The organism is Oceanobacillus phoenicis (genome assembly GCF_047238145.1).
Lineage (GTDB): Bacteria > Bacillota > Bacilli > Bacillales > Amphibacillaceae > Oceanobacillus.
Genome location: NZ_JBDFME010000001.1, coordinates 1,513,366 through 1,530,884 on the forward strand (window position 1 = coordinate 1,513,366; position 17,519 = coordinate 1,530,884).

Annotated in this window: 15 protein-coding genes; 14 read left to right on the forward strand and 1 reads right to left on the reverse strand. The window is 36.3% G+C overall.

Features of this window, described 5'->3' with window-relative positions:
• On the reverse strand, nt 1–1,113 hold the full coding sequence (locus ABC346_RS07695) for a hypothetical protein (protein WP_413234298.1): 1,113 nt from the start codon (nt 1,111–1,113) through the stop codon (nt 1–3).
• Nucleotides 1,114–1,270: 157 nt separating this feature from the next.
• On the opposite strand from ABC346_RS07695, the gene ABC346_RS07700 reads away from it, so the two are divergent.
• The 14 genes from ABC346_RS07700 (at nt 1,271) to ABC346_RS07765 (ending at nt 17,447) form a co-directional block, all read left to right on the forward strand.
• Nucleotides 1,271–2,137 (forward strand): LysR family transcriptional regulator, encoded by an 867-nt coding sequence (locus ABC346_RS07700; RefSeq protein WP_413234299.1) that lies wholly within the window; start codon nt 1,271–1,273, stop codon nt 2,135–2,137.
• 91 nt (nt 2,138–2,228) lie between these two features.
• Entirely contained in the window at nt 2,229–3,293 is a 1,065-nt protein-coding gene (locus tag ABC346_RS07705; protein ID WP_413234300.1) for an isocitrate/isopropylmalate dehydrogenase family protein, read from the forward strand.
• A 107-nt stretch (nt 3,294–3,400) separates the two neighbouring features.
• Nucleotides 3,401–4,906, forward strand: coding sequence for an FAD-dependent tricarballylate dehydrogenase TcuA (gene tcuA, locus ABC346_RS07710; RefSeq protein WP_413234301.1), 1,506 nt, complete (start codon nt 3,401–3,403; stop codon nt 4,904–4,906).
• Nucleotides 4,907–5,802: 896 nt separating this feature from the next.
• Nucleotides 5,803–6,963 (forward strand): acyl-CoA dehydrogenase family protein, encoded by a 1,161-nt coding sequence (locus ABC346_RS07715; RefSeq protein WP_413234302.1) that lies wholly within the window; start codon nt 5,803–5,805, stop codon nt 6,961–6,963.
• A 15-nt stretch (nt 6,964–6,978) separates the two neighbouring features.
• Complete coding sequence (locus tag ABC346_RS07720) at nt 6,979–8,340, forward strand: MmgE/PrpD family protein (RefSeq protein ID WP_413234303.1); 1,362 nt, start codon at nt 6,979–6,981, stop codon at nt 8,338–8,340.
• A 259-nt stretch (nt 8,341–8,599) separates the two neighbouring features.
• Nucleotides 8,600–9,466: an HpcH/HpaI aldolase/citrate lyase family protein gene (locus tag ABC346_RS07725; RefSeq protein ID WP_413234304.1), complete on the forward strand. Its 867-nt coding sequence runs from the start codon at nt 8,600–8,602 to the stop codon at nt 9,464–9,466.
• Nucleotides 9,467–9,482: 16 nt separating this feature from the next.
• Complete coding sequence (locus tag ABC346_RS07730) at nt 9,483–10,634, forward strand: CaiB/BaiF CoA transferase family protein (RefSeq protein WP_413234305.1); 1,152 nt, start codon at nt 9,483–9,485, stop codon at nt 10,632–10,634.
• Nucleotides 10,635–10,652: 18 nt separating this feature from the next.
• Nucleotides 10,653–11,171, forward strand: a complete 519-nt coding sequence (locus ABC346_RS07735; protein WP_413234306.1) for a MaoC family dehydratase — start codon at nt 10,653–10,655, stop codon at nt 11,169–11,171.
• Nucleotides 11,172–11,194: 23 nt separating this feature from the next.
• Nucleotides 11,195–12,037 (forward strand): fumarate hydratase, encoded by an 843-nt coding sequence (locus ABC346_RS07740; protein WP_413234307.1) that lies wholly within the window; start codon nt 11,195–11,197, stop codon nt 12,035–12,037.
• Nucleotides 12,038–12,264: 227 nt separating this feature from the next.
• Complete coding sequence (locus ABC346_RS07745) at nt 12,265–12,834, forward strand: Fe-S-containing hydro-lyase (protein WP_413234308.1); 570 nt, start codon at nt 12,265–12,267, stop codon at nt 12,832–12,834.
• 74 nt (nt 12,835–12,908) lie between these two features.
• Nucleotides 12,909–14,504: an ATP-binding protein gene (locus ABC346_RS07750; protein ID WP_413234309.1), complete on the forward strand. Its 1,596-nt coding sequence runs from the start codon at nt 12,909–12,911 to the stop codon at nt 14,502–14,504.
• Complete coding sequence (locus tag ABC346_RS07755; RefSeq protein ID WP_017798032.1) at nt 14,497–15,162, forward strand: response regulator; 666 nt, start codon at nt 14,497–14,499, stop codon at nt 15,160–15,162. The genes ABC346_RS07750 and ABC346_RS07755 overlap by 8 nt, the downstream gene beginning before the upstream one ends.
• Nucleotides 15,163–15,341: 179 nt before the next feature.
• Nucleotides 15,342–16,394 (forward strand): DctP family TRAP transporter solute-binding subunit, encoded by a 1,053-nt coding sequence (locus ABC346_RS07760; protein WP_413234310.1) that lies wholly within the window; start codon nt 15,342–15,344, stop codon nt 16,392–16,394.
• 18 nt (nt 16,395–16,412) lie between these two features.
• Nucleotides 16,413–17,447, forward strand: a complete 1,035-nt coding sequence (locus tag ABC346_RS07765) for a TAXI family TRAP transporter solute-binding subunit (RefSeq protein WP_413234311.1) — start codon at nt 16,413–16,415, stop codon at nt 17,445–17,447.
• Nucleotides 17,448–17,519: the final 72 nt, after the last annotated feature.

Consider the following 17,519-nt stretch of genomic DNA (forward strand, 5'->3'; position numbering starts at 1 on the left):
CTAAAGCTTCGTAATGTCAATATCAAAATTATCTTGTAAATAATCGATTATCCATTGTTTCGTTTCTGCATTAATAGAAAAAGATTGGTTAATTTGTTCGTTTAGTTCATCGCCTATATACGTATCATATCCTTCTAAAATTTCTTCTGAATGAGTCTTAAACCCCTCATCTTTAATTAAAGTAGTCATTGCTTCTTTAAGCAGTTCTTGATAGTGAACAGGTGCATCTTTATGCACCCAAATAACTTTGTTCATAGTATAAGAAGCACCAACAGTTTGTTTATAAGCTTGCCATACTTCCCCACTAGGTTTTCTTCCATAGATATCAACATAGATTTCTTCAATAGTAGGTAATTCAGGGAATTGAGGATCGCGAATAAGATTTCCATCTGCATCGATTTGTCCTAAACTATACAATGGGGTTGCTTTATCTTCCTCAACTAGTCCTACAACGTTGTTATTATAGGCAGAAGTAGTTTGATAATCGATGTTACTTTCGCCTTGCTCAAATGCTACACGAGATGGTCCGCGCCCTTCGTATCCGAGTACCGCTTTTACATCCATCTGTAAAACTTCAAAGGAAAGAAGCGTCACTAAATCCAAACCAGTAGGGGAGATTCCTGCATAAAATAATTTTTCATCTGACGAAATTAAGCTTTCAATTCCGTCTTGTGCTAATTCAGGCTTTGTATATACAACACCACCAGACGGTGCACCGATTAAAGGAGTAAAATCATTAAATTCATAGTCCACAGAAGATTGACTCAGCATGAACGGGATATGAGATGATGCACTTGAAGTAAGGATATTTAAGCCATTCGGTATTCGCCCATTCGCATATTCATTCGTTCCAGTGATACTTGCTCCACCAGGAATATTTTCAACTTGAACTCTTGGACTACCTTCAATATGCTTAGCAAAATAAGGTGTCATGAATCTTGCGAATACATCTGTACCACCGCCTGCTTGAAATGGTACGACAAATGATAGTGTTTCATCTTGGTAAGTGTTGCTTTTTTTGTTTTCTTGATTCCCTGACGCTTCAAGAGTATTGCAGCCAATAAGAAAACAACATATGATTGAAAGTGAAACTAAAGTGTAACGTATATTCAAAATATTCAACTCCTTCTGAATTATCTTGTGTAATATAGTAATCGCTTTCATTATATAAGTAAAATAATGATATTTTATTTAACCTCATAAAAAAACTTGATAACACATAATAAATTCTTTCATAATGAAGGTAGAAACAAACGAGTGGAGGTAAAATATGGATCAAAAAGATTGGACATTAATGAAAACGCTCTATGAAGAGAGAAACATGACTCGCACTGCTTTGAAATTATATGTATCACAACCTTCTTTAAGTTATCGCTTAAAAAATCTAGAGGATGAATTCGGTGTCTCGCTTTTCTTTAAAACTAAAAAAGGGATAGAGTTTACTTCGGAAGGCGAATATTTAGTCCAGTATTCTAAGGACATGTTAAAACAATTGCAAAATATGAAAGATACAATGAGTCACATGGGGAAAGAAGTATCAGGAGTTTTAAGAATAGGTGTCTCCAGTAATTTTGCTCAATATGTACTTCCAAAAGTGTTAAAGGATTTTTCTAAAAAGTATCCGAACGTAAGGTTTAATGTTCAAACTGGGTGGAGCACACAAGTGATTGAACTTCTTAACAACTCTAGTGTGCATGTAGGTATTTTACGAAATAAACGAGGATGGCAAGGAGAGAAAGTGTTACTAAGAAAAGAACCGCTATATTTAATTTCTAAGGAAAAATTAAATATGGAGAATTTACCGGATTATCGATTAATTAATTATAGTACCGATAGTTCATTGAAGGATAGTATAACAAGTTGGTGGGCGGATCAGTTTTCAGAGCCAGCAAATATTGAAATGGAAGTCGATAGGCTAGAAACTTGTAAGGAAATGGTTAAAAATGATTTTGGTTTTGCCGTTGTACCTGAAATTTGCTTGAAAAAAGATGACGGTTTATACCAACAACCAATTTATTTGAAAGACGGAACAACAGTTAATAGAGAAACATGGCTTATGTATAATCAATCGTTTAAAAATCTAACTGTAGTTGATCGTTTTGTTGATCATTTGAAAGAATGGGATGATAACTATTAATTTTATTTATCGGAATAATAAGAAAAAAGGTATTGGACATGATTGGAAGGATTGATTAACTTAAAGATAGAAGGGAGAGCGGGAAATAGAGATGACTTTATATAGAATAGGTGTACTAGAAGGAGATGGGATTGGACCAGAAATTGTAAAGGCAACTATAGAGCTTGTAAAAGCAGTAGCAGAAAAGGAGAAAATAACGATTGAATGGGTTCCATTACTAGTTGGTTGGAAGGGTATAGATGAAAAGAATCACCCTTTACCAGAAGAAACAAAAGAGAAATTAAAGGATTGCCATGCCTGGTTACTTGGTCCTCATGATTCCGCATCATATCCGGAAGAATTTAAAACAATTCGTAATCCAAGTGGTGAATTACGGCACTATTTTGATCTTTATGCGAATATTCGTCCATCAAAAAACATTTTAGGTATCAATGCTTTAGTAGAGGGTGCTGATTTAGTAATATATCGAGAGAATACGGAAGGTTTCTATGTGGATAGAAATATGTATCAGGGTACTGGTGAATTTCGAGTGACGAAGGATGTTGCCATTACAACAGGTGTATTCACTCGACATGCTATTGAGAGGATAGCACATGCGGCTTTTCAAAAAGCCATGAAACGAAAAAAGAAGGTCACCATTGTGCATAAAGCAAATGTAATTAGAATTGGGTCAGGAATGTTCCTAGATATTTGTAAAGAAGTAGCAAATAGTTATCCAGAAGTTGAAGTTGATGACTACCATGTGGATGCAATGTGTGCACATCTTGTTCGTCGAATTCAGGATTTTGATGTTATTGTTACGGAGAACATGTTCGGAGATATATTATCGGATTTAACTGGAGAATTAATTGGAAGTTTAGGTTTAGCTCCATCGATAAACACAAATCAAGAGATTGCTATGGCACAAGCAGCCCATGGGTCCGCGCCAGATATTGCAGGAAGAGATCTTGCTAATCCAATAGGAATGATGCTGTCTACCGCTTTATTATTTGATTGGTTGAGTGAAAAATTTAATGATAAACGTTTGAAAATAGTTGGAACGAAGATGGAGCAAAGTATACATCAGGCACTGTTAGAAGAGATAAAAACGAAAGATCTTGGTGGAGACAAAAAGACATCCGCATTTACAAAAGAAGTAATCAAAAGGATTTTTTGATTATAAAATATATTTATTGAATACACTAAAAAAACTGTATTTTATTTATATTAAAATTCCTTCTATACTGAACGTAGAAGATAATTTTTACTAAGGAGGAATTTTTAATGATTAACTATAACAAAACCTATGATGTAATTGTAGTTGGAACTGGAAATGCTGCGCTTTGTTCGGCTATTGCTGCTAAAGAGAATGGGGCTGAAGTACTCATAATAGAACGTGGAACAAAACAAAAACGCGGCGGTAATTCTTACTTTACAGATGGTGCTATACGATTTGCTTATAAGGATAAACATGCGTTACAGCCGATTTTATCTCAAGTATCTACCAAAGAAATAAAACATATAGATATGCCTGAATATGATACGGAAGATTATTATAATGACATTATGAAAGTAACGAAAGGAAAGAGCGCCCCCAATTTAGCTCGACAACTCGTTAATAAGTCGTACGAAACTATTCAGTGGATGATAAAACAAGGAGTAGAATTTGAACTAAACGAGAATCAATCCTTTAACAATGACGGTGTTTTACAATTTTGGGGAGGACTACCAGTAAAAACACATCGTAAAGGAATTGGCCTGATTGAAGCACTAATCAAAAAAGCAGAATTATTAGGTATCGAATTCAAATACAATACAAGAGCTATTCAACTATTGACAACAGATAAAAAAGTAAGCGGTATCAAAGTGATTGAAGATGAAGTTGAAAATCAAATCAGTGCAAATTCTGTTGTATTAGCATGTGGTGGCTTTGAAGCAAATAGAGAAAAACGAGTACAATTTTTAGGGGAAGAATGGGAACAGGCTTTAGTTAGAGGGAGTGAATATAATACAGGTGATGGTCTAGATATGGCTATAGAAATAGGAGCACAACCATATGGGGATTGGTCTGGATGTCATGCCCACACAACTGATTTTCAAGCTCCAAGAGTAGGAGATTATACGAAACCTGGAGATATTTATAAAAAGTCTTCTTATCCATTAGGATTAATTATAAATTGTAACGGAAAGCGCTTTGTAGATGAAGGAGCAGATTTCCGCAACTATACTTATGCAAAGTATGGAAAAGAGACGTTACGACAGCCAGAACAAAAAGCATTTCAACTCTTTGATGAACAGGTTCGAAATTTGTTGAGAGTAGAGTATGATTTAGAGGAAGCGACCTCCTTAAAAGCAAATACTCTAGAAGATCTTGCTAACAAGTTAGGTATTGAAAGAGATGCATTTATAAAAACAATAGAAGAATATAATAATGCAGTTCAGGATGGAGAGTATAATCCAGCAATCAAAGATGGAAAAGGAACGCAAGGAATCACTCCACCAAAGAGTAATTGGGCATTGAAGTTTGAAAAAGCACCATTTTACGCTTACCCCGTTACTTGTGGTATTACTTTCACATTTGGTGGTATTCATGTCAATGAATATGGGGAAGTATTAGACCAAAATCAATCGCAAATTCCTGGATTATTTGCCGCAGGAGAAATGGTAGGCGGGTTATTTTACCATAACTATCCAGGAGGATCTGGTTTAATGTCTGGAGCAGTTTTTGGCAAGCTAGCTGGGGATTCAGCAACAAAATATGTGCTTGAAAATGCAAAAATTAGCAATTAGTAATATCTTATTATAGAGAATGGATGGCCTTAACTTAGCTGAGGCATCCATTCTTTTTTACTTTTAATGCAAAAGAAAATCCTAATCACTTTGATATAGGTCTATTAGCTTAAAGAATATGTATCGTATCTAAAATCCAAAAAAGTGGTGAATAGAAGCGCTTTATAAACCAAAACAGCTTTAGAAATTCAAAAAAGTGGTGAATAGAAGCGCTCTATAAACCAAAACAGCAATGGAAATTCAAAAAAGTAGTGAATAGACACGTTCTATAAACCAAAACAGCTTTAGAAAGCCGAAAAAGTAGTGAATAGACACGTTCTATAAACCAAAACAGCTTTAGAAAGCCGAAAAAGTAGTGAATAGACACGTTCTATAAACCAAAACAGCTTTAGAAAGCCAAAAAAGTAGTGAATAGAAGCGCTTTATAAACCAAAACAACTTTAGAAATTCAAAAAAGTAGTGAATAGAAGCGCTCTATAAACCAAAACAGCTTTAGAAATTCAAAAAAGTAGTGAATAGACACGGTCTAAAACCCAAGCTGGCTTAAATAACATTTCTTAACCTCGTCACTCATACTCAGTCAATAATTTCGAAATATATGTACTTCCCGCATCTTATTAGATAAGTCCTCATGTTCAATGCATTACTTCATGAACTCCACTGATTGATTTTATGCTTCTCAGTAAAACTGGCTTTCTATTTGAATTAGGGTTAAAATTCCTCCACTATTTACACCCCCATTTAAAAGCGAATTAAGGTTCTTTAATGAAAAATAAGTAAAAAATCTCTAGACTTTGGATATTGGATACAGTATACTGTTAAACTAGATATTAGATTAATCTAAATTATCTTATAATTGTAAACGCATTCATTACAATGTATAAGGAGGAGTTAAAATGACAGTTAGTACAGTAGAAGAAGTGGATTTAATTCGTCAGAGTGTCCGTTCACTTTGTGAAAAGTTCCCCGAATCATACTGGAGACAGACAGATGAAAAGAAAGAGTATCCTGAAAAATTCATTCAAACACTTACTGAAGAAGGATGGCTTTCGGTCTTAATTCCTGAGAAATACGGCGGGGCTGGATTAGGAATGTATGAGGCTGGAGTTATTTTAGAGGAAATTAATCGATCAGGAGGTAACGCTGGCGCAGGCCATGCTCAAATGTATACGATGGGAGCAATATTGCGACATGGGAATGAATATCAGAAACAGCGTTACTTGCCAAAGATCGCCAGTGGAGAATTACGTCTCCAGGCATTCGGTATAACAGAGCCCACTGCAGGAAGTGATACAACAAGTATTGAAACAACAGCAGAAAAGCGAGGAGATAAATATATCGTTAATGGTCAAAAAATTTGGATTTCTCGCACCGAACATTCGGATTTAATGCTATTGTTAGCAAGAACTACCCCGAAAGATCAGGTGAAGAAGAAAACGGATGGATTAAGTTTATTTATTCTTGACATGCAAGACCAAAAAAATAATATTACGATTCGCCCCATTGATACGATGATAAACCATGCGACAACAGAAGTATTTTTTGAAAATACAGAGATTCCCGAAGAAAATTTGATTGGAGAAGAAGGAAAAGGATTTAAACAAGTTTTAAGTGGAATGAATGCTGAGCGTATTTTAATAGCTGCTGAGAGTATTGGTGATGGTAAATACTTTATTGATAAGGCTGTTCAATATGCGAATGAAAGAGAAGTTTTCAATCGTCCTATCGGTAAAAATCAAGGTGTGCAATTTCCAATTTCTCAGGCATATATGGATATTGAAGCAGCGGCTTTAATGCGTGATAAGGCAGCTAATCTGTTTGATGCCGGTGAAAATTGTGGACCGGAAGCAAATATGGCTAAATACCTTTCAACAGAGGCGACTTGGAAAGCTGCTAATGCTGCTATGACAACTTTTGGAGGTTATGGTTTTGCTACAGAGTACAATATTGAACGTAAATTTAGGGAAGCCAGATTATTTATTGTTGCTCCAGTGACTAATAACCTTGTTATATCATATGTCGGTCAGCATGTGCTTGGTCTTCCAAGATCCTTTTAATAAAGGGGAGATAAGATGAGTTTAAGTGAGAAACTTGCTAATTATATTATAAATACAAACTATGAAGACTTACCTACCGATGTGGTGGAATTCACTAAATTATGTATATTGGATTACTTTTCCTCAGCTATAGCTGGTTCCAACCAGGAAGCGATTCAAAAAGTTGATGATTTAGTCAAGGAACTGGGAGGGGAACCACAAGCAGCTTTAGTTACAGGTGGAAAGACCTCAGTTACACAAGCTGCACTCTTAAATGGAGCAGCAAGTCATATTGTAGAACAGGATGATATTCATAAAGGTTCTATTATCCATGCAGCTACAGTAGTGATTCCTGCAGCTTTGGCTATTTCAGAATGGAAGCGACTATCCGGTAAAGACTTGATTACAGCAGTTGTAATAGGGTATGAAGTTTGCTATCGAATAGGTGAGGCGGTAACTCCCTCTCATTATTATTATTGGCATAATACGGCCACTTGCGGAACGTTTGGAGCAACTGCTGCAGTTGCAAAATTGCTTCAGCTTACCCATGAACAAATTATTCATGCGTTAGGCAGTGCCGGAACTCAAGCGGCAGGACTTTGGGAGTTTATAGAAGATGGTGCAATGTCTAAGCAATTGCATCCTGGAAAAGCAGCTATGAATGGAGTAATTAGTGCTTTGTTAGCAGAGAAAGGCTTTACTGCTGCAAAGAAAATATTAGAAGGTAAACGAGGTTTTTTTGCAGCAATGAGTACAGAATATGATGTTTCAAAAATAACTATAGATTTAGGCGAGCAGTTCAAAATCATGGAAAATTCATTTAAAGTTCATGCATCATGCCGGCATACACATCATGCTATGGATTTAATGATTGAACTTGCAGAAGAAAGAAACATCCGACTTCATGATATTGAACAAATCAATGTAAAAACATATCAGGTAGCAATCGACATTACCGATAATAAAAATCCGGACACTCAATATGCATCTAAATTTAGTTTGCAGTTCTGCACTGCTTTAGCTTTGTTAACTGGTAATGGTGGGGTCGATGCATTTAATGAAGAAAGCTTATGGAATGAAAATATACGTAAATTAATGAAGCGGGTAAATGTAGAAGTTGATCCAGAAATAAATAGTAATTATCCAGATAAATGGGGAGCTATTGTAGAAATTAAATTGACATCAGAAGACTGGATAAGAAAAGAAACTGATTTTCCTAAAGGAGATCCTGAAAATGCTGTTTCTTCTGAAGATCTTTTGAAGAAATTTAGAACTTTAACAAGAGATTTGTCTATCGAATCACAAAATATATTATCCGATAAGCTACTCAATTTGGAGAATTTAGATACAATAGATGGTTTATTTGAATTTACAAAGGTACGAGGAATTCTAGATTGAGGTTTAGTGCAACTTTTTTCATTAAATAAATGTGAATTTTCATTATTGGTTGTTTAACTATTGTAATAGGGTCCATTGAAACAATTTCACGTGTTTTTGCTCAAGATACACTACAAATAATCTCAGAACATATTTTAGATAATCATTGGAAAATAAGTAATATACAAGTCTATTGATCAGAACAGTTTATGGGAATAAATTATCGATTAACGGCTTGAATTCAAAAGAACTTTTTTCAGTAAGTAAAGGAGAGTCACACATGCTGAGAACATGTATGTTTATTCCAGGAGACAAGGATAGGCGTCTGGAAAAAGTAAGGGCACTTTCAGCAGATGCTTTCATCCTTGATTTGGAAGATGCCGTTGCAGAGGAAAATAAAAAAAGTGCAAGACAGAGAGTAAAAAGATTCATAGAAAATACGGAGCATATAACTACATTCGTTCGTGTGAATGCCGTAGATACTGATTATTTTTTAGAAGATATACAGGAAATAGTACACGCAAATCTGGATGGAATTGTACTCCCAATGACCGATGATAGGGAAAAAATTGTAATTGCTGATTATTTTCTTGGACAAATGGAAAAGAGAAACAATTTAAAGAGTGGTTCTGTGTCAATCATTCCGATAATTGAAACAGCTTCTGGTCTTCATAATGCATACACTATTGGTTCAGCAAGCCAAAGAGTTTCATGTCTGGCATTTGGCTCAGAAGATTTTATACTTAATACAAATATATCACCTGATGAAGAACAGATTCAGCTACTCTATGCACGTTCAAAGTTGGTGATAGATTCAAAGGCAGTAGGATTAGATCCACCTATTGATTCGGTTTATACAGACATTCATAACGATGAAGGATTGAAAAAAACAGCTAAGGAAGGGAAGAAACTTGGTTTCCAAGGTAAACTTGTCATTCATCCAGGACAAATACCAATAGTGAATGAGGTTTTTTCGCCTTCTGCTAAACAAATAGCAGAAGCTGAGAGGATAATAGACGCATACAATGATGCTATATTAAATGGTTCAGGAGCTGTTCAAGTAAATGGAAAAATGATAGATGCTCCAATCGCTGAAAGAGCAAAAATGATTCTTGAAACTGGAGAACGATACAAAAACAATATATAAAGAGAAGGTGAATAAAATGTTGCCTTTAGAAGGTATAACTGTAGTCACTTTGGAACAGGCAATTGCAGCTCCTTTTGCTACTAGGCAGCTTGCAGATATGGGTGCAAGAGTAATAAAAATAGAACGACCTGAGGTAGGAGATTTTGCAAGAAACTATGATACTACTGTTAATGGTCTTTCCAGTCACTTTGTTTGGTGTAATCGGTCTAAAGAATCTATCGAGTTGGATTTAAAAACAGAAGAAGGAAAAGAAGCCCTTCGTCGTTTAATTGGAAAATCAGATGTTTTTGTGCAAAATCTAGCACCAGGAGCAATAGAAAGAATGGGTTTTATTCCAGATGAATTAACGGAAAAACATCCTGAACTAATTGTGTGTAGCTTATCAGGATACGGAAAAGGCGGACCTTATGAAACTAAAAAAGCTTATGATTTACTTGTTCAGTGTGAAGCGGGTCTTGTTTCCATTACGGGAAGCGAAGAAATCCCTTCAAAAGCAGGTATTTCGATAGCTGATATTGCTGCAGGAATGTATGCGTATACAGGTGTTTTGACAGCACTATTAAACCGTTCAAAAACTGGAAAAGGTACTGTAATGGAAATATCTATGTTAGAAGCTCTTGGTGAATGGATGGGTTATCCTAAATATTATTCAGCATACGGCGGTGAAGAACCAAGGCGTGCAGGCGCCAGTCATGCTACTATTTATCCCTATGGGCCGTTCACCTGTGGAGATGGAAAGACCGTGTTTATTGGTTTACAAAATGAGAGGGAATGGGAGAGCTTTTGCCTTCGTATTTTAGAGCAGCCACAGCTAACAGATGACCCGAAATTTGAAAGTAACTACAAACGAGCTGAAAATCGGGATGAATTAAAGAGCATCATCGAAAGAAACTTTAAATCAAAAACATCTGAAGAAGTAATTGAAAAGGTGGAAGAAGCTAAAATTGCCAATGCACGCTTAAATAGCATGAAAGACTTTTTTGAACACCCGCAACTAACTGCACGAAATCGCTGGCAACAAGTTCAAACACCTGTTGGAGAAATTGCTGCACTTAAACCGCCAGTCACCATGAAAAATGTTCAATCTGTAATGAATCCTATTCCCGCCTTAGGGGAACATACTGAATCGATTTTAAAGGAAATAGGAATGCACTCACAGGTTAAGTAACCAAAAGGAGGAAGTTTTATGACTGTAAAGAATGGCTGGAATGGAAGATTTTATGAGGACTTTGAAGAAGGTGATATATACCCGCACCCACTGGGAAGAACGGTAACGAAAACAGATAATATTTATATGACTTTATTAACACAAAATACAAACCCGATTCATTTTGATGACTATTATTCCGAGCAAACGGAATTTGGTAAACCTTTGATCGACTCCACATTTACGGTTGCTCTTGTAACAGGTCAGTCGGTAACTGACCTTTCTCAAAATGCCATGGCGAACTTAGGATGGGATGAAATTCGACTTCCTAAACCTGTTTTTGAAGGAGATACGATTTATTCTTACTCTGAAGTATTAGATAAAAGAGAATCGAATTCACGACCAAATGTAGGAATTGTTAATGTGAAAACTAGTGGTTACAATCAACGTGGAGAAATTGTCATTACTTTTAAACGCACATTTATGATTTATAAAAAAGAGCATGCTCCAAAAAAAGAAAATATACTATTAAATAAAGTATTGGAATCGCAGGAATAGAGTTAATAGCAAGGGGTGAAAAGGTGAGAGAACTTCATTATGAAGAAATAGTCAATAAAGTTGCAGTGCTTTGTAAGGAAGCTAATTATGATTTAGGCCAAGATGTAGTGTCCGCATTTCAGCAGGCAGTTCAGACTGAATCGTCAGAGATTGGGAAAGACGTGCTAAATCAGTTAATTGAAAATGCTAATATTGCGACCGAAAACCGTGTTCCCATGTGTCAGGATACTGGCGTTTCTGTATTTATCGTGAAGCTTGGGCAGGATTGTCATATAACTGGAGGAAGTCTTTATGACGCAATTAATGAAGGGGTAAGAAAAGGATATGAAGAAGGTTATTTAAGGTATTCAATTGTAGATAATCCTATAAATAGGAAGAATACCGGCGATAATACTCCTTCTGTAATCCATATCGAATTAGTTCAAGGTAATCAACTGGAAATTCAAATGTCCGCAAAAGGTGGGGGTGCAGAAAATATGAGCACACTTAAGATGATGACCCCCAGTGATGGAATTGAAGGTGTAAAACAATTCATATTGGATACAGTTAAAGAGGCTGGTCCGAATGCATGCCCTCCATTAGTGGTAGGTGTAGGTATCGGTGGTAACTTTGAATCTTGTGCCTATCTAGCTAAAAAGGCATTGTTTAAACCAGTAGGAGAACGTCACCTAGACCCTGAACTTGCTGAATTAGAAGAACAATTAATTCAATCTATTAATGCACTAGGAATTGGACCTCAGGGATTGGGTGGAAGCACAACAACGTTGGATGTCAAAATCGAAATAGCACCTTGCCATATTGCAGCACTTCCGGTAGCTGTTAATTTAAATTGTCATGCGAGCAGGCATAAACATGCTATATTATAGTAAATTACGTACTAGATTTTATCCCGCACTTAACGGAAAGTAATACCTCTGCTTCATGGCTTAACTAAGGTGGATAAGTGGGAGATGAACTCCCCGTATATGTATAACTCTGTTCTAGGGCAGGTCATGCCCTTGCGATATTAACATTCTATGAGTGAAGAGAAACGAAACCCCCGCGGAATGAAGTTTCTCTTCAAAACAAATTTTCCTTTTTTTGGAGGGTGAATATGGCTCAAATAAAAATAGATGTACCATTTCAAGATATAGATACGATAAAATCGCTTCGTCCTGGAGATAGAGTGTTACTCAGTGGATCAATTTATACAGCTAGAGATGCTGCACATAAACGAATGGAAGAACAATTGAAACGAAATGAAAACCTCCCATTTGATTTACAAAATCAGGTTATTTATTATGTCGGACCCACTCCGGCAAAGCCCGGAGAAATCATAGGATCAGCTGGACCTACAACAAGCAGTCGTATGGATAAGTACACACCTCTATTGCTGGAGAAGGGGTTAAAAGGTATGATTGGAAAAGGGTATCGCAGTCAAACAGTCATTGATTCCATTGCAAATAATTGTGCTGTTTATTTTGCAGCAATTGGCGGTTCAGGAGCTCTATTAGCCAGACGAATAAAATCAGTTGAAGTCATTGCATATGAGGATTTAGGTACTGAAGCTATCCGAAAGCTGGAATTGATAGATTTCCCTTGCATGGTTATCAATGACTCAGAAGGTAGGGATTGGTATAAAGAATCCCAGGAAGCATTTAAAAAGAGTAGTAGCAAAACATAGTAGCAGATCAAAATGATTTTTTGTAATATTTAAAATAAAGAGTTGCCAATCCTTGATACAGGGATTTGATAATCATGAAAAAAAGGATTAGATTACGTTCGAAAATATTGATTCTTTCTTCTATTTTAGTTTGTTCTTCTGTATTGGTAAGCGGTTGGATGATGCTCATCAGTATATCTGATTCTTTTGAGGAAGAGATAGGCGAGCGCGCTATCGCTATTGCCAGAACACTGACACAACTGGATGACATAATTATTAATGTTGGACAGGAAGGGGGAGAGGAGTATATACAACCGATTGCAGAGCGTATTCGTCTATCTACCAATGTTGACTATATTGTCATATTAGATATGAACCGCATTCGCTATTCACATCCATCAGAAACGAGAATAGGTGAGGTTTTTGAGGGAGGAGATGAGATAGCAGCATATTCTGAGCATGAATATACATCCAAAGCTTTGGGAGAATTAGGATATGCTATACGTGCTTTTGTTCCAATTATGGATGAAGCAGGAACACATCAGGTTGGAGTAGCAGTTGTTGGAATTCTGTCACCGACCTTTCAGTCTCTAGTAAAAGATTATCAGAGTGATTTGCTCGTTTCACTTGTATGGGGATTACTTATTGGGATAGGTGGTTCTTGGTTCCTAGCAACCAATGTGAAGAAGCAAACCTATCAATTGGAGCCTTATGAAATTGGAAAACTGTTTGAAGAGCGGCAAACAATCATGCAGACATTGGATACAGGAATTATTGTTACAGATGATAAAGGGAAAATGAGTTTCATGAATAAACTTGCAGAAGAATATACAGGCTATACATTTTCCGGTCAAATGTACATAAGTGAAGTGTTCACACGATCATGGATAACTGAGCAGCTTTTAGAAAGTGAGAAGGTTATTAACAAACCTATATCTTTTAATAAAACGATGTATTTGGTCTCTATATATCCTATTTTTGTAAAAAAAGATTTTATGGGATCTTTGATTATTTTGAAAAATCGCTCTGAAATTCATCAGCTTGGAGAAGAGTTAACCGGTGTTAAAAGTTTAGTAAGCGCGCTCCGTGCACAAAATCATGAGTATATGAATAAGCTTCATAGTATTGCTGGGCTTATCCAGCTTGATAGAACTGATGAGGCACTGGAACTGCTTATTGAGGAAACATCTGATGAAGAGAATATGATTCAGTTTTTAAGGGATCGCATTGATCACTACCCAATATCTGGGCTTATATTAGGAAAACGGGCACGTGCTAAAGAAATGGGTGTGCTTTTATGGATTCATGAGGATAGCTATTTAAACAGAGTGGTGGAAGGTTTTAGTTCTGGAGATTTGATTACATTGATTGGAAATTTGCTTGATAATGCAATCGAATCTTGTGAAGATGCTGTTCTCAAAGAAGTCAGCTGTCTGATTCAAGGCGGTGACAATTCTTTATATATCATGGTAGAGGACAGTGGTAAAGGGATACCCACAGGGGAAAGCGAACTGGTCTTTCAAGAAGGTTATAGTTCCAAGGCCAAGGAAGGAAGAGGATTTGGACTTGCTCTTATAAAAAGTATTGTTGAGGCGAACCAGGGTGAAATAAGCATTACTTCAAAGGGAACTAATGGGACAATTATGGAAATAATTGTAGGCCAAAAAATAGGAGTGGGTGATGATGGTTAATGTAATGATTGTAGAGGATGATCCAATGGTACAGGAGGTAAACAAAAGTTTCCTTGAGAAAATGGAGGGCTTTCATTTGCAATTTTGTTCTGAAAGCGGAAAAACAGTGTTGGATAAAGCCATGGAATCTCCCCCTGACCTTATTTTGCTTGATATGTTTTTACCCGATATTTCCGGTTTAGATGTATTACAAGAAATACGCCAAAAAGAATTGCCTTCAGATGTTATTCTAATTACAGCTGCACGAGATGCCAAAACGATACAGCAAGTATTTCGACTCGGTGCTGTTGACTATTTAGTGAAACCTTTCCGTTTCAATCGTTTTCAGCAAGCTCTGGAAAATTATAAAAAAATGTGGATGAAGTTACAGTGGTCCCAATCGTTAAGTCAAGAAGATATTGATGATTGGAATAAACAAAAAAACAACATGAAAACAGATTCACCTCCAAAAGGGCTAAGTGAAATTACATTAAAGCAAATTTATATGGCTCTATTAGATCAACAACGTCCAGTTACTGCCGAAGAGTTAGCTGAAAAAATGGGTATGGCAAGGGTAACTGTACGTAGATATCTGGAACATTTGGAAAAACAAGAAAGAATAACAGTCCAGATAGAATATGGCAAGGTAGGAAGGCCAAGTCATAACTATTCTGTTTGACCTATGTTAAGACCACAAAGACCAAAAAGATCAATATGAATATTTTATTGTCATAATAATGAAAGCGCTTTATAATCTGGGATAACATAGATTGTGAAAGGTTTTATCCTATATTCTTGCGCTGTCATCGCTTTCGCCAATCAGGGTTATTTAAGTCTATTATCTTTTGAATAGAGGTGGTGTCATTATCGAAAGTAAAAGTTCTTTTTCAGTGGTATAAAACTAGTTTAGTGATAATTTTTTTATTCTTATTAAATGCATGTCAAGTGCAATCCTATCCGGAAGATCATGAACAACTGAGTGAAGAAGAACGAATTGTTATCCGTTTTTCTCATGTTGTTGGAGAAGAAACTCCAAAAGGACTTGCTTCTAGAAAGTTTGCGGAGCTGGTAGAAGAAAGAACGGATGGGTATGTCGAAGTACAGGTCTTTCCAAATAGTTTTCTTTATAAAGATGGAGAAGAGATAGAGGCTTTGTTAGCTGGTGATGTGCAAATGCTTGCTCCGTCTACTTCAAAGATAACGGAGTTGGTCCCAGAATGGAAAGTAATTGATATACCATTCGCTTTTGAAAATGAGGAAGAGATTCATGATTACTTAAATAGTTCAGCTGGAAAAATACTGGAAGATAAGTTGGTGCAAAAAGGCTTCTATCCTCTTGCTTTTTGGGAAAGTGGTTTTAAACAAGTAACTAACAATCGAAACGCGTTACACTACCCGGAGGATTTTAAAGGATTGGAATTTAGAATCATGAGCAGTGATATTCTAAAAGAACAGTTTTCATTACTCGGGGCTCATGCTCAGGTAGAGACGTTTGATCAGGTATTCCCTTTATTGGAACAGGGAGTTTTAAATGCACAGGAAAATACTTATTCCAATATTGTCAGTAAAAATATCCACAAAGTACAAGATCACTTGACAGTTAGCAATCATGGTTACTTAGGATATTTGGTATTAATTAATGATGATTTTTGGCAAAGTCTTCCTGATGAAGTTCAGGTGATTATTCTAGATGTGATGGAGGAAGTAACGGAATGGGAAATTAAGAAAGCGCGAGAATTGAATGTACAGGAGTACGAATATCTTCAAGAATGTCAATGCATTGATATTCACGAGTTAAGTGATGAGGAAAAAAATACCTGGGAAGAAACATTAGATCCGCTGTATGAGCGTTTTACTGAAAAGTATGGGGCGCAATATATTCATTATTTACCAAGATTTCTGAATTATTAAAATAATAGGAGGGTTTAAATGAAAGGGATTAAAAAGTTTTATTTAATCACATTTATATTGATAATTATGTTACTTGCAGCATGTAACAGTGAGGAAGCAGAAGGTGAGGATAGTGGAGAGGTAGAAGAAAGAGATTATCCATCTACAGTAACAATTGGTACAGCCTCTCAGGGCGGTACATATTATATTTGGGGTGGAGGACTTGCGACATTATTGGAGCAAAATCTTGATATTACTTCAAATGTGGAGGTAACAGGTGGTCCTGTGCATAACATACAACTTTTGGATGTTGATGATATTCAGCTTGGTATGGTGACAATGGGACCGTTGTATGAAGGATACTATGGTGAAGGGGAATGGGCAAGTAAAGAATTTAGTGATATCCGTGTTATATTTCCAATGTATAATACACCATTTCAGTGGTGGTCTACAGCAAGTTCAGGAGTTACCAGCATAATGGAACATGAAGGAGAGCGTGTCGGTATTGGTCCTGCAGGCGGAACACCAGGTACGTATAATCCCTTAATTTATGAAGCGCTTGGCATTGAAACGGGTGACCAGGTTGCAGCAGGTGCAAGCGATATGGCTTCTCAAATGTTAGATGGGCAGTTAGATCATATTGGTTTTTCTGCGGGGTTACCAATAGCTGCCGTCACAGAGGTAGAAACGCAGGCTGATATTAATATTTACGGTATAGATGGTGAAGAACGTGAAAAAGTAATGGAAGCATTACCATATTTTACTGAATTTGTAATCCCTCAAGACACGTATGAATCTCTTGATGGAGACGTGGAAACTATAGCCCAGTTTAACTTTGGTGTTGTGCAAAAAGAAGCAAATGAGGAGTTTGTATACGATCTTGTTAAAGCATATCACGAAAATATTGATCAAATGATTTCAACACATGCATCCGCTCAGGAATCAGAGGATCCTGCTGCCATATTAGAAAATAAAGAGTATCCGTTGCATCCTGGAGCAATTCGTTATTATGAGGAAATAGGAATTGACCTTCCTGATGCAGTCTATCCTCCTGAATGGGAACAAAATAATTGATTGAGATTGGACAACCCAATTAAAATTTCACACAATAAAATTCTATTTAAACTATTGATTCTCTGTTGAAAT

What these genes read in the sequence shown, in the direction of transcription:
- ABC346_RS07700 (WP_413234299.1), top strand. Translation starts at nt 1,271, where the DNA reads ATGGATCAAAAAGATTGGACATTAATGAAAACGCTCTATGAAGAGAGA.
- ABC346_RS07705 (WP_413234300.1), top strand. Translation starts at nt 2,229, where the DNA reads ATGACTTTATATAGAATAGGTGTACTAGAAGGAGATGGGATTGGACCA.
- tcuA (WP_413234301.1), top strand. Translation starts at nt 3,401, where the DNA reads ATGATTAACTATAACAAAACCTATGATGTAATTGTAGTTGGAACTGGA.
- ABC346_RS07715 (WP_413234302.1), top strand. Translation starts at nt 5,803, where the DNA reads ATGACAGTTAGTACAGTAGAAGAAGTGGATTTAATTCGTCAGAGTGTC.
- ABC346_RS07720 (WP_413234303.1), top strand. Translation starts at nt 6,979, where the DNA reads ATGAGTTTAAGTGAGAAACTTGCTAATTATATTATAAATACAAACTAT.
- ABC346_RS07725 (WP_413234304.1), top strand. Translation starts at nt 8,600, where the DNA reads ATGCTGAGAACATGTATGTTTATTCCAGGAGACAAGGATAGGCGTCTG.
- ABC346_RS07730 (WP_413234305.1), top strand. Translation starts at nt 9,483, where the DNA reads ATGTTGCCTTTAGAAGGTATAACTGTAGTCACTTTGGAACAGGCAATT.
- ABC346_RS07735 (WP_413234306.1), top strand. Translation starts at nt 10,653, where the DNA reads ATGACTGTAAAGAATGGCTGGAATGGAAGATTTTATGAGGACTTTGAA.
- ABC346_RS07745 (WP_413234308.1), top strand. Translation starts at nt 12,265, where the DNA reads ATGGCTCAAATAAAAATAGATGTACCATTTCAAGATATAGATACGATA.
- ABC346_RS07750 (WP_413234309.1), top strand. Translation starts at nt 12,909, where the DNA reads ATGAAAAAAAGGATTAGATTACGTTCGAAAATATTGATTCTTTCTTCT.
- ABC346_RS07755 (WP_017798032.1), top strand. Translation starts at nt 14,497, where the DNA reads ATGGTTAATGTAATGATTGTAGAGGATGATCCAATGGTACAGGAGGTA.
- ABC346_RS07765 (WP_413234311.1), top strand. Translation starts at nt 16,413, where the DNA reads ATGAAAGGGATTAAAAAGTTTTATTTAATCACATTTATATTGATAATT.